Genomic DNA, 14,357 nt, shown 5'->3' on the forward strand with positions numbered 1-14,357 from the left:
TCGTGTTCATGCAAGGGATAACCGAGGTCGGCCTCATCGTGGAAGAGGCGCGCCTTACCGATGCGGCGGAGGTCGCCGCGATCGACGCCTGGGTGCGCACGCATCCGGCATCGACGCCGTTCCAGCGCCCTGGCTGGATCATGGGGGTCGAACATGGCACGGGTCAGAAAGCCCTGATGCTGGTCGCGCGGCTGGGCAGCCAGATCGTCGGCGTCCTGCCGCTCACCTATATCCGCTCGATGCTGTTCGGCCGCGCCCTCGTTGGCAGCGGCTTTGCGGTCGATGGCGGCATCCTCACCACCCATCGCAAGGCCGGCGAGATGCTGGCCGACGCCGCCTGGACGCTGGCCGAAAAGCTTGGTTGCGCGACACTCGAACTGCGCGGCGGCGAAGCGCCAGCCGGTCTCGCCTGGCAGGCAAAGGCCGACGCCTATCTCGGCTTCTCGAGCCCCCTCGCTGCCGATGACGAAGCAGAACTCAAGGCCGTGCCCAAGCGCCACCGCGCCGAAATCCGCAAAGGCCTAGCCAACGACCTGATCTTCGAGAGTGGCCGCGACAAGCGGCTGCGCGACATCCATTACCGCCTCTACGCCCATAGCGTCCATCATCTGGGCACCCCGGTTTTCCCACGCGCCCTGTTCGACGGCGTGCTGGATCGCCTTGGCGGCGACGCCGACATCGCCCTGGTGTCAAAGGACGGCAAGCCCTTGTCGGCGGTCATCAGCCTCTATCATGGCGGCGCGTGCATGCCATACTGGCATGGCGCGGCGGATGGCGCGCGGACCATGCGCTCGAACGAAGCGCTCTATTTCCTGCTGATGCGCCAGGCGCGCGAACGCGGCTGCACGACCTTCGATTTCGGCCGGTCAAAGGTCGGCACCGGCCCCGCCGCCTGGAAAAAGACCTGGGGCTTCGAGGGCGAACCGCTCGGCTATCATCTGCGCACCGCACCGGGCAAGGAGACGCGCGACGTCAATCCGCTCTCGCCCCAATATCGGCGCAAGGTCGAATATTGGAAGAAGCTCCCCGAAAGCCTCGCGACGCTGATCGGCCCGCATATCGCGCGGGGCCTTGGATGACGGGCGACATCCTTTTCCTCTGCCACCGCATCCCCTTTCCGCCGGACAGGGGAGACAAGATCCGCTCGTGCAACCTGCTCAAGCGCTTGGCGCAGGTCGCGCCCGTTCATGTGGGCTGTTTCGCCGATGATGATCGCGACATGGGCTTTGCCGGGGAACTCGACGCCATCGCGCAGAGCCAGTGCGTGCTACGGCGCGACAGGTCCAGGATCGTGGCGGGCCTCACTGGCCTCGCTAAGCGCGAACCGTTGCTCGTTTCGCTGTTCGACCATCCCGGCCTGCACCAGTGGGTCGCCCAAACGCTCGCTGACCGCCCGATCCGCGCCGTCGTCGCCTATTCGGCGCAGATGGCGCATTTCGTCCCCGCGCTGCCCCCCGGCGTCCGCTTCCTGATGGATTTCGTCGATTTCGATTCGGCCAAATATGCCACCTATGGCGCGCAGGGGTCCGGCCCAATGGGCTGGATCAACCGGCGCGAAGGCCGCGTGCTGCTCGACTTCGAACGCCGCGTCGCCGCCCGCGCCGACATCTCCACTTTCGTCAGCGAAGCCGAAGCCGGCCTTTTCCGCACCGCCAGCGGCCTTGGCCCCGACCGGATCGTGCCGCTCGAAAATGGCGTCGCGCTCGACTATTTCGATCCGGCCGCTGACTTACCCCCAGTGGCACATGGCGACGGCCCCTTGCTCGTCTTCACCGGCCAAATGGACTATCGCCCCAATGTCGAGGCGGTCGAAAGTTTCGCGCGCCAGACCTTGCCCGCCATCCGCACCGTCCATCCCAACGCCCGCTTCGCCATCGTCGGTCGCAACCCGTCCAAGGCCGTCGAAGCGCTCGCCGCCCAGCCCGGCGTGATCGTCACCGGCGGCGTGCCCGACGTGCGCGGCTGGCTGGCGGCGGCCGACATCGTCGTCGCGCCCTTGCGCATCGCGCGCGGCATCCAGAACAAGGTGCTGGAAGCCATGGCGATGGCCCGCCCGGTCGTCGCCTCGCCCCAAGCCGCCGAAGGCATCGACGCGCAGGATGAACTGCACTTCTTGATCGCCGCCAACCCCGCCGAAGAAGCCGCCAAGATCAACAGCTTGCTCGCTGATCCCGCCCGCGCCGCCCAGTTCGGCCTCGCCGCCCGCGCGCGGATGGAGGCCCGCTACCGCTGGTCGGCCACGCTCGCGGATCTGCCCGACCTGCTGTTCGGCCGCGAAGCGGACAGCCGCGCCGCATGACCGGACAGACGCTGCCGATGGCGCGCACCCCACTTGTCGACCTGACCGGATGGCGCGGCCATCTGACCGCGCTCGGCGTCGTCGCCTTCGCGATCCTGACGCTGTTCTTTGACGACGTGCATTCGATGGTGTCGATCTGGTGGAATTCCTCCACCTTCGGCCATTGCCTCTTCATCCCGCCGCTCATCGCCTGGCTGGTGCAGCAACGCCTGCCGGGCCTGCGCCAGTTGGAGCCGGTGGCCTGGACGCCGGGCCTCCTCTGGCTGGGGCTGGGCGCGCTCGCCTGGCTGCTCGGCGCAGCGGCGGGCGTCGCGATGGTCCGCCATGGCGCGCTGGTCCTAATGCTCCAGGGCGCGACCGTCGCGCTGCTTGGCCCAGCGGTCGCGCGCGCGCTCATCTTCCCGCTCTTCTACGCCTTCTTAATGGTGCCCTTCGGTGAAGAACTCGTGCCGCCGCTGCAACTGGTGACGGCGCATCTGACGATGTTCTTCCTCGACCTGTCGGGCGTACCCGCCCATATGGAAGGCATCTTCATCACCACGCCGACCGGCTATTTCGAAGTGGCGGAGGCCTGTTCGGGCGCGAAATTCCTGATCGCCATGACCGCCTATGGCGTTCTCGTCTGTAACGTCTGTTTCAAAAGCTGGCCGCGCCGCATCATCTTCATGGGCGGCGCGCTGCTGCTCTCGATCCTCGCCAATGGCGTGCGCGCTTTCGCCACCATCTTGGTCGCGCATCTGACCACCATCGACGCCGCCGTCGGCTTCGATCATGTCGTCTATGGCTGGGTCTTCTTCGCCATCATCATGATCGTCGTGATGGCAACCGCCTGGCCCTTTTTCGACCGCAAGCCGGGCGACCCCTGGTTCGATCCGCAGCGCCTGCAAAGCCCCGTCGTCCAAACCGGATCGGCAGGCCGGAACGCGGGCATTGCACTGGCCCTGATCGTCGCCGCGCCGCTCTGGCTCGCCGCCACCGCCGCCAATGCCGATCCCTTGCCCGCGCGCATCGACTTGCCTTCGGTCCCCGGCTGGACCCGCAGCGCGACGCCGATGGCCTATCCCTGGAAGCCGCGCTTCGATGGTGCCGACCATGCCACACTGGGGCGTTACCACAACGCTGACGGCCAGATCGTCGATCTCGCCATCATTGCCTATGAACGGCAGGATGAGGGCCGCGAACTGGTCGGTTTCGGCCAGGGCGCGGCCGATCCCGACAGCCAATGGGTCTGGTCCTCGCCCGCCGCCGCGCCACAGGGCGCGCGCGGCGAACAGATCACCGCCCCCGGCCCGGTCGTGCGGCAAGTGGTGAGCTATTATGTCGTCGGCGGCAATGCGCCGACTGGCAGCCGCCCGCAGGTCAAGATCGCCACGATGAAAGCCCGCCTGCTGGGCCAGGATCAGCGCGCCGTCGCCATCCTCATCTCCGCCGAAGAAGGGCAGGGGCGTCCCGCCGATGCGGCGATCCGCGCCTTCCTGACCAATGTCGGCGACATACAGCTTTTGGCTGACCGCAGCGCGGGCATCCGCTAGGGAGGTTCGCATGTGCGGCATAGCGGGTATCTTTCATCTGGAAACGGCCAAGCCGGTCGATCCCGCGCGGGTGCGCGCCATGCTCGATGCGATGCCGCATCGTGGCCCGGACGGCAGCGGCATCTGGACCGCGCCGGGCGTCGGCCTTGGGCATCTGCGCCTCTCGATCATCGATCTGGAATCGGGCGCGCAACCGATGCTGACCGACGACGAGGCGTTAGCCGTCGTGTTCAACGGGGAAATCTATAATTTCGCCGAAGTCCGCGCCGAACTGGAGGCGAAGGGCCATGTCTTCCGCACCCATAGCGACACCGAAGTCATCCTCCACGGCTATCGCCAATGGGGCGAGGAGTGCGTCCACCGTTTCAACGGCATGTTCGCCTTCGCCCTGTTCGATGCACGCGCGCAGTCGCTCTGGCTGGTGCGCGACCGTCTGGGGGTCAAGCCGCTTCATTATGCCTTGCTGTCCGATGGCAGCCTGATCTTCGGATCGGAACTCAAAAGCCTGCTCGCCCATCCGCTGCTGCGCCGCGCGCCGGACCTGTCTGCGCTCGAAGATTATATGGCCTATGGCTATGTTCCCGACGATGCCTGCCTGGTCGCGGGCGTGCGCAAGCTCGGCGCGGGCGAAACGCTCCGCCTGGTGCGCGGCCGTCCCTTGCCCCAGCCGCACCGCTATTGGGACGTCAGCTTTGCCGACCGCACCAAATCCTCGCCCCAGGAATCGGAAGAGGAACTGGTCGCCCTGATGCGGCAGGCCGTCCGCTCGCGCATGGTCGCCGACGTGCCGCTGGGCGCCTTCCTGTCGGGCGGGGTGGACAGCAGCAGCGTCGTCGCCCTGATGGCCGAAGCCTCGTCGCAAGCCGTCAAGACCTGCACCATCGGCTTCGATGTCGCCGCGCTCGACGAAACCGCTTATGCCGACCGCATCGCCCGCCGCTTCGCCACCGATCATCGCAGCCGCATCGTCTCGCCCGACGATTATGGCCTGATCGACCGGCTCGCCTATCATTTCGACGAACCCTTCGCTGATGCCTCCGCGCTGCCCACCTTCCGCGTGTGTGAACTCGCGCGCGAGCAGGTCACGGTCGCGCTGTCGGGCGATGGCGCGGACGAAGCCTTTGCCGGCTATCGCCGCCACCGTTTCCAGATGCAGGGAGAACGGATTCGTGGCCTCATCCCCGCCTCGATCCGCGAGCCTCTATTCGGGACGCTCGGCAAATATTATCCCAAGGCCGACTGGGCACCGCGCGCGCTGCGGGCCAAATCGACCTTCCTCGAACTCGCGGGCAGCGGCGGCGAAGCCTATGCCGCGTCGGTCGGCGTCACCCCCCATGCCCTGCGCCAGCGCCTGTTCACGCAGGAGGTCAAGGGGCGGCTCGGCGGCTATCGCGCAGAAGATCGCTATGTGAAGGCGATGGCCAACGCGCCCGCGCGCGATGCGCTCGACCGCGCGCAATATGCCGACATCAAATATTGGCTACCCGGCGACATCCTGACCAAGACCGACCGGATGAGCATGGCCGTCAGTTTAGAAGCGCGCGAACCCCTGCTCGATCATCGCCTCGTGGAATTTGCCGCGCGCCTGCCGGTCAGCCAGCGCATTCGCGGCAATAGCGGCAAATATCTGCTGAAAAAGGCGATGGAGCCGTATCTGCCGCAAGACATACTCTATCGCCAGAAAATGGGCTTCGTCACGCCCATCAGCGCCTGGTTCCGTGGCGCGCTCGCGGGCGAAGCGACCGCGATCGCGGGCGGCTCAGCCCTGGCTCGGACCGAATGGTTCGACAGCGCCATGCTCGCCCGCATCGCCACCGACCACCGCTCCGGCGTCGCGGACCATGGCCGCCTGTTGTGGCAACTGTTGATGTTGGACAAGTCCCTGACACGCTTGTTCGGGGTGTAGGGTCCACGCGATCGACCCTAGCCGCATCCTCCCCTGTAAGGGGAGGTGGCAGCACGCAGTGCTGACGGAGGGGTGTCCCCCTATCGATGGCGGGACACCCCTCCGTCTGACCTTCGGCCAGACACCTCCCCTGAAAGGCGAGGATGAACAAGAGCGGACACTGCGACTTCCACCCCCTTGCAACCCGCGCCGCCTGGTGCCAACGGAGCGCATGGCGATGATCAGGGCGCAACAGTGACAGTTTCCAAGGAAATCGTGCGGTTCCGGCTTTACGCGCTGTGCCTCGGCGGGGACATGGCCGGGCTGTTCTGCGCTTTCCTCGCCGCCAACTGGTTCGTGCTGGGCGCGCTGTGGGGCGAACCGGGCAAGCCCCACGGCCTTGTCATGTTCGCGATGATCGCGCCGCTCTATGCGCTGCTGGCGGTGCAGGGCGGCGGCTATGGCATTCAGAGCATCAACAATGTCCGGCGGGGCATCGTCCGTGCGCTCTGGGCGCTGGTGCAGGCGGCGCTGCTGATGCTGCTGATCGTCTATCTCGGCAAGATGGCCGAACAATTGTCGCGCCTGACCTTCGTCACCGGCCTTGGCCTCGGCGGTCTTGCCGTCGCACTGGTGCGCCTCGCGATCGCGCGGCTGGCAAGCCAGGTGCTGGGCGACGTGCCCGACCTCACCGTCGTCATCATGGATGGCGTGTTGATCGCCACCGGGCCGCACATGACCGTCATCGAAGCCGCGGCCATCGACCTGCGCCCCGAACGCCATGATGCCGACATGGCGGCACGGCTGGCGAGCGCGGTCGGCATGGCCGAGCGCGTGATCGTCGCCTGTCCGCTCGACCGGATGGCCGACTGGTCGGCGGCGCTTAAATCGCTGTCGGCGCGGGGCGAGATCGTCGTGCCCGAACTGCTGCGTTTCGCGCCTGCGCGGGTTGCCGAATTTGACGGCCAGCCGACCATCATCGTCGCAGGCGGCCCGCTCCAGTTCCGGGACCGGTTGATCAAGCGGCTATTCGACCTGATCGTCGCCACCGTTGCCACCATCCTGCTCTCGCCCATCCTGATCGGCGCCGCGCTGGCGGTGAAACTGACCAGCCCCGGCCCGATCCTCTTCCGCCAGCCGCGCATCGGCAAGGATGGCCGCTCCTTCTCCATCTACAAATTTCGTTCGATGCGGGCGGAGGCCAGCGACACGAAGGCCGCAACGCTAACCAAGCGCGACGATGATCGCGTGACCCCGATCGGCGCTTTCCTGCGCAGGACCAGCATCGACGAATTACCTCAACTTTTCAATGTTTTAGAAGGCGATATGAGCATCGTCGGCCCGCGCCCCCATGCCGCCGCCGCGCGGGCAGGGGACAGCCTCTATTGGGAAGTCGACCCCCGCTATTGGGCGCGCCACTGCATCAAGCCCGGCATGACCGGCCTCGCCCAGGTGCGCGGCCATCGCGGATCGACCGACCATCATCAGGATCTGATCGACCGGCTCCAGTCGGACCTGGAATATGTCAGCGACTGGTCGGTCTGGCGCGACCTGCGCATCATCGTCGCGACTCTGGGCGTCCTCGTCCACCACAAGGCCTATTGAGCATGACCGACCTGCTGATAGGCATTCTACTGTCCGCTTCGCTGTTCGCTTTGCTGTGGCCCTTCCTCTTCTACCCCCTGATTCTGCGCGCTTTGCCGACGCTTCCCGAAGCGCCCATGGCGACCACGCCGCCCAGCGCCTCGCTGCTCTACTGCGCCTATGATGAAGCCCATGCGATGCCCGAAAAGCTCGCCAATATCGCCATGCTCAAGGCCCGCCATCCGGACCTTGAATGCCTCGCCTTCGACGATGGTTCGTCCGACGGCACCGGCGACCTGATCGCCGCCCAGGGCGATCTCGTTACCCTGATCCGTGGCCCCGGCCGCAGCGGCAAGGCGCATGGCATGAAGCATCTCGCCGCCCGCGCCACTGGCGACGTGCTGATCTTCACTGACGCCAATGTCCTGCTGGACGGCGACGCGATCGACAATCTGCTCGCCCGCTATGCCGACCCGGCTATTGGCGGCGTGTTGGGGTCGCTCCATTATATCGGCGCGGACGAAAGCGCGACCGCCTCGGTCGGCTCGCTCTACTGGCGGATCGAGGAACGGCTGAAGGACGAGGAATCGCGCACCGGCAATGTGTTGGGCGCCGACGGCTCGATCTTCTCGATCCGCCGCGACCTCTATCCCGATTTCCCCGACAGCGTGCTGGATGATCTGACTGTCTCGATGGCCGTCGTGTTCGCGGGCAAGCGCCTGATCAAGGCCAAGGACGTCATCGCCCGCGAACGGCTGGTGACGGGTCGCAAGGATGAATATCGCCGCAAGGTACGGATCGCCGCCCGCGCCTGGCACACCCATGTCCATCTGCGCCCGCAACTGCGCCAAATGCGCGCGATCGATCGCTTCAAATATGCCTCGCGCAAGATCGTCCGCTGGTTCGGCGGCATCTTCATCCTGACCGGCGCTGTCGCGGCGGGCACGCTGGCGATGCGGATTTCGCCCATGCTCTATATGGTCGGCGCGCTGGCCGTCGCCCTGGCGATCTGGGCCGGTGTCCGCGCGAAAAGCGGGCCGTTCGCGGCGCTGGTCGATATACTCATCGCCTATGCCGCCACCCTGCAGGGCGTGATCAAGGCCATGACCGGCCGCACCGTCACGACCTGGAATCCCGCCAAGTCACGCTGATGGGTCAATCCTCCCCTGTAAGGGGAGGGGGACCGCCGAAGGCGGTGGAGGGGTGTTACCCTATCGATAGGGTGACACCCCACCGTCAGGGCTACGCCCTGCCACCTCCCCTACAAGGGGAGGATGCCTTTGCCGCTTTACCTTCAGAATATACGGAACCTCTCTCACCCCCCTCGTCAAACGCCGACGATATTGTATAGCCCATCCCCTGTTCCCAAGCGGAGAATGCCGTGATTACTGTCCAGCGGGTGGCCAAAGCCGTCGGCAAGCATCTGACCCGAACCGCGCTCCAGGCGCGCAAAGCTGCGGGTGTGCGGCGCAAGCGGGGCTGCCCGGCCTGTGGCGCGACCGTGGTGGGCTTCTTCCGCTATGGCGACAATGGCGAATGGGGCTGCCCCGAATGCGGCGCATCGCCGCGCGAGCGGCTGATGAACTGGCTGATCGCCAATGGCCGCCTGACCGTGCCAGTGGAAGGCGCGATCCTGCATATGGCCCCCAATGAAGCCAGCCTCGTCCGCCGCTTTTCCGCCGCCGCTTATTATATGCCCGCCGATCTCGATCCGTCGCGCTACACCGTCCCCAACATGGCGCAAATCGACCTGATGGAACTGGCCGTCACCGACCGCTACGACCTGTTCTACGCCAGCCATGTGATGGAGCATGTGCCTGACGATAGGACGGTGCTGCGCAACATCTACCGCGCCTTGAAGCCGGGCGGCGAAGCCTGGCTGATCGTGCCGCTGTGGACCAAGCCGACCGAAGATGGCAGTTTCGACATCCCCCCGCGCGAGCGCGAGCGCCGCTTTGGCCAGTGGGATCATGTGCGCCAATATGGCCCCGATTTCGCCGACCGCATCCGCGCCGCCGGCTTCGACCTCGAAGAGATTGACGCCAGCAGCATCGACGTCGCCGCGCGCCATTATTACGCGCTGGACGACCGGCTGTTCCGCGCCCGCAAGCCCGGCGGAGCCGCGCCGCGGTGAGCATCCTCGCGCGGATGGAGGCATCCGCCCGCATCCTCGCGCTGGTTAAGCTCGCCAATGTCGGCCTCGTGCTGATTTGGGGCTTTGCCGTCACCTTCGTTTTCGTCCGGGTCTTGCCGCTGGCCGAATTTCAGGCGTTCCTGCTGCTCGTCGCCTTCGGCAACTTCACCATTTCGGCAGAATTCGGCCTGACCAGCATCATCTACGCCCGGCTGCGGCGGCACTGGCTGGGCGGCGATCAGGCGGATGGCGGATTCCGGCTGGAGGAAATGGGGGTGCTGTTCCTGTTCCTTGGCCTCATCGTCGCGGGTGGCACGGCGATCCTGATCGGGGCGCTGGCGCTTGGCTGGTTCGACACGGCGATGCCGCTGCTGTTCCTCCTCTTCTTCCTGTCCGCCTGCCTCAACCTGCCTGCCTTGCTGGCCAAGCGGGCGCTGGCGGCAGTAGACGGCAATTTCCTGTGGGAAGCGCTCGATTGCGGACGGCGGGTGCTGACGATCGCGCTGCTGCTGGCGATCCTCCTGGGCCTGGACCCGCGCCTGTCGATCGCACTGCAACTGGCGGTCAGCCTGCTCGTCATCGGCTGGGCCATCGCCCATGTCCACCGGCGCTTGGAGATGAACACTCGCCACTGGCTGGCCTTCCGCGTCGGCGGCGGCCATGTCCGCGCCCATTATCTGCGTGACATCGGCGCATCGGCCGCGTTCACAGCATCCGACATCATCGCCTATAATGCGCCCTATTTCACCATCGCCATGGCCACGTCCGACGCCCGCCCGATGCTGATCTTCGACTTTTTCTTCAAAATGTCGCGTGCCCTTTCGATGCTGGTCCGCGCCGTCGTGGAGGCCGCCTTGCCCCGCATCACCCGCGCCTATCATGCGGGCGACCGCACAAGGCTGCGCCAGTTGCTGGCCCGCTCGCTCGGCGCGGGGCTGGTCTTTGCCGTCCTGCTGTCGGCCCTGTTGCTGGGGGCGGGAGGCTGGCTATTCACCACGCTGTTCGACGGTCGTGCCACGATCGACCGGACGGACCTCACGCTGATCGTCGCTGCATTGGCCGCGCTCACGATCATCTGCGTTTCGGTCTATGTCCAGGGCGCGCTCGGCCGCTTCTCGACCCTGCTGCATCGCTCGCTGCCCTTCCTCGCTGGATCGCTCGCTAGCGCGCCCCTTGCCCTCGCCATTGCACCCCAAGGCTTCGACCGCACCTTCCTTGGCCTCTACACGCTGACGCTCACCGGCGCGGCCATCCTGCATCTCATCTCGCTCCAAAGGCTGGCACGGGCATGAAGGTCGCGATGCTCGACCCGTCGCTCTTCACTGGGCGCTATGACGACAGCCTCTGCGCCGCGCTGGGGCACCAAGGCGCGCAGGTCACGCTGCTCGGCCGCCCGATGCGCACAACCGATGCCATCGTGCCGCACGGCTATGCCTACGCCCCCCATTTCTTCCGCCACAGCGAAAAGCTGCGGGACCGCCTCGGCGAGGGCCGCGCCTTTCGTCTGGCCAAAGCGGCAGAATATGCGCTGGCCTGCGCGTTGGGTGATCTGACGCCCTTACTCGCCGCCGATGTGGCCCATAGCCAATGGCTCCCTCTCGCCCCCGCAGACCGTCTGATGTTGAAGCGACTCAAAGGGCGCACTGCTTTGGTCCACACCGTCCATAATGCCGACGCCTATCATGCCGATGCCGGGCTGCAGGGCCGGGGCTATCGCGCGTTGCTCGACGGCATGGATGCGTTGATCGTCCATGGCGACACCACCCGCGCTGCCCTCATCGCGCAGGGCATCGACCCCGCCCGCATCCACATCACCCCGCACCCGCCGATGCGGTTGGCGGCCGCCAGCGCCGACGATCTCGCCGCCGTTCCCGCCTCCACCAAACCGCGCCTGCTCTTCTTCGGCACGATCCGCCCCTATAAAGGCGTAGACCTCGCGATAGACGCCTGCCTCTCGCTCTGGCGCGACGGCCATGACTTCGACCTGATGCTGGCGGGCAAGCCCTTCATGGACGTCGCGCCGCTGTTGGCGCAGGTCGCGCAAGCAGATTTTGCCGACCGGCTGCTCACCGACTTCGGCTTCCTGACCGAAGGCCGCCTCGACGCGCATATGGCCCGCGCCGACATCATGGTCTTTCCCTATCGCCATATCGATTCGAGCGGTGCCTTCCTCTCGGCGCTCCATCATGGCAAGGCGATGGTCACGTCCGACGCGGGCATGTTCGGGCGATTGCCTGACGGCGTGGCAGTCAAGGCACCTGCGGGCAATGTCCCCGCTTTGGCCGCCAGCCTCTTGCCGCTGGTGCAAAGCGCCGCCATCAGGCAGGAACAGGGCGAGGCGTCGCGCGCCTATGGGGACAATATGGGAAGCTGGAACGACATGGCGGTGGCGACGATGAATATCTATCAAACCATGCTGGCCGCGCGCGCATGAACCGCTATTGGCGCGAATTGTCCGACCGCAGGCTGGCCGCGCGTCTGGCGCTCGCTGGACGGGTGCATCAATATCCCGAAATCCAGGCGCTCCGGCGCTTCCTCTCCACCTTCGCGGTCGATTGCCTGTTCGACGTTGGTGCCAATCGCGGCCAATATGCGACGATGCTGCGCAAGGATGCGGGCTATAAGGGGCTGATCCTCTCCTTCGAGCCGAACCCCGATGTGTTTGCGGAGCTACAGCGCCACGCCGCCTCCGATCGTCTCTGGCACGTCTTCAACATGGCGCTCTCCGATTTCGACGGCACGGCCAGCTTCAACATCATGGCCGCCGATCAATTCTCGTCGCTCAAGACTCCATCGGGCGAACAAGATGCGATCTTCGCCGATCGCAACAAGGTAACCAAGACGGTCGAAATGCAGTGTCGCCGCCTCGACACGCTGCTGCCCGAACTGGTGGCGCAGCATGGATTTACCCGCCCGTTTCTGAAAATGGACACGCAGGGCCACGATCTGTCGGTGTGCGAGGGCGCGGGCGACGTGCTGGCGCAGATGCTGGGCATCCAGACCGAACTCGGCGTCCGCCCCATCTACGAAGGCGGCACCGGCTATCGCGCGATGATCGACTGGCTGGACGCCCGCGCCTTCGTGCCCTCCGCCTTCTTCGCCAATAATAAAGGCCATTTCCCCCTGCTGGTCGAAATGGACGGCATTTTCGTCAACCGGACGCTGGTCGCGGCGTGACCGGGGGCGGGGCGACCAGCTTCGTGAGCGCGCGCCGCCTGTTCCTGGCCGGCGCGATCGGCCTGACGCTCTGGCTGGGTGCCACCTTCGTCTGGCATGTCACCTGGCGGCAGGGGATCAGCCTGCCGGTCATCCTGTTTCTGGATCAGGATTTCCCGCTCCTCCTCGGCTCGCTGCTGCTGCTGGCGCTGGCCGCGCCCTTTGCGGAAGGGAAGGGCATCCGCCTGCCGCGCCCGACCGCGCGCATCATCGTGCCGCTGATCCTGCTCATGGGGCTGGCGGCTTGGGCGGGCCATTATGCCCTGTTCCAAAATTACGCCATTTCCCGTGACGAGGAAGTCGCGCGTTTCGCCGCCGCCTATATGCGCGAAGGGCTGTTCGCCCGGCCAATCCCGGTCGAATGGGAACCCTATCGCCGGGCGATCATGCCCGAATTCTTCTCCCCCTTCGGCGCGGCGGATTATTGGACGGCGGCCTATCTGCCGGTGAACAGCGCGATCCAGGCCTTGTTCTGGCAATTGGGCGATCCCAATCTGGCTGGGCCAGTGCTGCTGATGGCCGGGCTGCTTGCGCTCTGGCGCGTCGCGCTGCGGCTGATGCCCGATCGCCCGGACGCGGTGTGGGTCACCGTGCTGCTTGGCTGTTCGTCCAGCCAGCTCTGGATCACGGCGATGACGCCCTATGCCATGACCGGCCATTTCGCGCTCAACATGATCTGGCTCGCGCTAATACTGCGCGGCGGGGTGATCGGCCATGGCAGCGCAGGCGTCGTCGCTTTGGTCGCGGCGGGCCTGCACCAATGGCATTTCCCGCCGCTGTTTATCGCGCCCTTCATCCTGTGGATGCTGCTCGCCCGGCGCTGGACCGTCGCGGCCTTCCACGCGCTGACGCTGGTGGCGATCGTCATCGTCTGGGCCAAGCTCTGGCCCGAATTTCTGCTCCATGCGCTGGGCGCTCCCGCAGATGTGCGTCCCTCCGCCGGAGTCGCCGACAAGGTTGGCAGCCTGTTCCAGAGGCTCGGCGACCGCTGGCAGCCACTCGTCAATTTGAGCCGCTACATCGCCTGGAACGACATATTGATGGTGCCGCTGGCGGTGCTGGGCATGGCCGCGATGCGCTGGCGCGCGATGTTCCGGGGGCAGGAAATCGCGCTACCGCTGGCACTCGGCTGCTTCGCGGGCTGCATGCTGGCGCTGGCGCAGGGCTATGGCTGGGGCTTCCGCTACGCCCATGGCTTCATCGGCCCCTTCTGCCTGCTCGCTGGCCTCGGCTGGGCGCGGTTCCGCCCGCAGGACGCGCTGCGCCCGCTGGTCATCGGCCTGTGCATCACCGCACTAGGCAGCATTTTCCTCGTCTGGCGCACCCACGCCTTCGTCGCCCCCTATGCCGCGAGCCACCGACTGATCGATTCGAGCCAAGCCGATGTGGTGCTGATCGATCCGCGTGGCGGGCTCTACGTCACGGATCTGGTGCGCGGCCGCAATGGCGTGCCAGGCAAGCCGATGGTCATGAACCTTGGCATGCTGACGCTTGATCAGGTCGACGAACTCTGCAAATCCTATGTCGTCGAACTTTTCGACCGCGCCGAATTTCGCCCGCTGGGCGTGCCACTCGCGCGCTGGAATATCAGCCGCATGGACACGCTGCGCGCGCATATGAAGGAAGCGGGCTGCGACAAGCCGGTCCAGCCGCCGCTGCCTGAAACCTTCGAAGACGCGCTGAACGCCGCCGACAACGCGATGTGAA

General features: G+C 66.0%; 11 protein-coding genes. All 11 read left to right on the plus strand.

Going from position 1 to position 14,357, the window contains the following annotated elements; translation table 11 throughout:
• Positions 1–8 precede the first annotated feature (8 nt).
• The 11 genes from SxD43FB_RS00585 (at position 9) to SxD43FB_RS00635 (ending at position 14,356) form a co-directional block, all read left to right on the plus strand.
• Complete coding sequence (locus SxD43FB_RS00585; RefSeq protein ID WP_096060552.1) at positions 9–1,079, plus strand: FemAB family XrtA/PEP-CTERM system-associated protein; 1,071 nt, start codon at positions 9–11, stop codon at positions 1,077–1,079.
• Entirely contained in the window at positions 1,076–2,299 is a 1,224-nt protein-coding gene (locus tag SxD43FB_RS00590; RefSeq protein ID WP_096060553.1) for a TIGR03087 family PEP-CTERM/XrtA system glycosyltransferase, read from the plus strand. The genes SxD43FB_RS00585 and SxD43FB_RS00590 overlap by 4 nt, the downstream gene beginning before the upstream one ends.
• Complete coding sequence (xrtA, locus tag SxD43FB_RS00595) at positions 2,296–3,831, plus strand: exosortase A (protein ID WP_096060554.1); 1,536 nt, start codon at positions 2,296–2,298, stop codon at positions 3,829–3,831. The genes SxD43FB_RS00590 and xrtA overlap by 4 nt, the downstream gene beginning before the upstream one ends.
• Positions 3,832–3,841: 10 nt before the next feature.
• Positions 3,842–5,737, plus strand: a complete 1,896-nt coding sequence (locus SxD43FB_RS00600) for an XrtA/PEP-CTERM system amidotransferase (RefSeq protein ID WP_096060555.1) — start codon at positions 3,842–3,844, stop codon at positions 5,735–5,737.
• A gap of 234 nt (positions 5,738–5,971) precedes the next feature.
• Positions 5,972–7,321 carry a sugar transferase gene (locus tag SxD43FB_RS00605; protein ID WP_096060739.1) on the plus strand — a complete coding sequence of 450 codons (1,350 nt, stop codon included), beginning with the start codon at positions 5,972–5,974 and terminating at the stop codon, positions 7,319–7,321.
• 2 nt (positions 7,322–7,323) lie between these two features.
• Positions 7,324–8,451, plus strand: coding sequence for a glycosyltransferase (locus tag SxD43FB_RS00610; protein ID WP_096060556.1), 1,128 nt, complete (start codon positions 7,324–7,326; stop codon positions 8,449–8,451).
• Positions 8,452–8,681: 230 nt separating this feature from the next.
• Positions 8,682–9,434: a methyltransferase domain-containing protein gene (locus SxD43FB_RS00615; RefSeq protein ID WP_096060557.1), complete on the plus strand. Its 753-nt coding sequence runs from the start codon at positions 8,682–8,684 to the stop codon at positions 9,432–9,434.
• A 14-nt stretch (positions 9,435–9,448) separates the two neighbouring features.
• Positions 9,449–10,726 carry a hypothetical protein gene (locus SxD43FB_RS00620; RefSeq protein ID WP_096060558.1) on the plus strand — a complete coding sequence of 426 codons (1,278 nt, stop codon included), beginning with the start codon at positions 9,449–9,451 and terminating at the stop codon, positions 10,724–10,726.
• Positions 10,723–11,868, plus strand: a complete 1,146-nt coding sequence (locus SxD43FB_RS00625) for a glycosyltransferase family 4 protein (protein ID WP_096060559.1) — start codon at positions 10,723–10,725, stop codon at positions 11,866–11,868. Before SxD43FB_RS00620 ends, SxD43FB_RS00625 begins: the two co-directional genes overlap by 4 nt.
• On the plus strand, positions 11,865–12,611 hold the full coding sequence (locus SxD43FB_RS00630; protein ID WP_096060560.1) for an FkbM family methyltransferase: 747 nt from the start codon (positions 11,865–11,867) through the stop codon (positions 12,609–12,611). Before SxD43FB_RS00625 ends, SxD43FB_RS00630 begins: the two co-directional genes overlap by 4 nt.
• A gap of 23 nt (positions 12,612–12,634) precedes the next feature.
• Entirely contained in the window at positions 12,635–14,356 is a 1,722-nt protein-coding gene (locus SxD43FB_RS00635; RefSeq protein WP_255245556.1) for an MFS transporter, read from the plus strand.
• The last annotated feature ends 1 nt before the right edge of the window (position 14,357 follow it).

It is taken from the genome of Sphingobium sp. D43FB (assembly GCF_002312805.1).
In the GTDB taxonomy this organism is placed as follows: Bacteria; Pseudomonadota; Alphaproteobacteria; order Sphingomonadales; family Sphingomonadaceae; genus Sphingobium.

What these genes read in the sequence shown, in the direction of transcription:
- SxD43FB_RS00585 (WP_096060552.1), top strand. Translation starts at nt 9, where the DNA reads ATGCAAGGGATAACCGAGGTCGGCCTCATCGTGGAAGAGGCGCGCCTT.
- SxD43FB_RS00590 (WP_096060553.1), top strand. Translation starts at nt 1,076, where the DNA reads ATGACGGGCGACATCCTTTTCCTCTGCCACCGCATCCCCTTTCCGCCG.
- xrtA (WP_096060554.1), top strand. Translation starts at nt 2,296, where the DNA reads ATGACCGGACAGACGCTGCCGATGGCGCGCACCCCACTTGTCGACCTG.
- SxD43FB_RS00600 (WP_096060555.1), top strand. Translation starts at nt 3,842, where the DNA reads ATGTGCGGCATAGCGGGTATCTTTCATCTGGAAACGGCCAAGCCGGTC.
- SxD43FB_RS00610 (WP_096060556.1), top strand. Translation starts at nt 7,324, where the DNA reads ATGACCGACCTGCTGATAGGCATTCTACTGTCCGCTTCGCTGTTCGCT.
- SxD43FB_RS00620 (WP_096060558.1), top strand. Translation starts at nt 9,449, where the DNA reads ATGGAGGCATCCGCCCGCATCCTCGCGCTGGTTAAGCTCGCCAATGTC.
- SxD43FB_RS00625 (WP_096060559.1), top strand. Translation starts at nt 10,723, where the DNA reads ATGAAGGTCGCGATGCTCGACCCGTCGCTCTTCACTGGGCGCTATGAC.
- SxD43FB_RS00630 (WP_096060560.1), top strand. Translation starts at nt 11,865, where the DNA reads ATGAACCGCTATTGGCGCGAATTGTCCGACCGCAGGCTGGCCGCGCGT.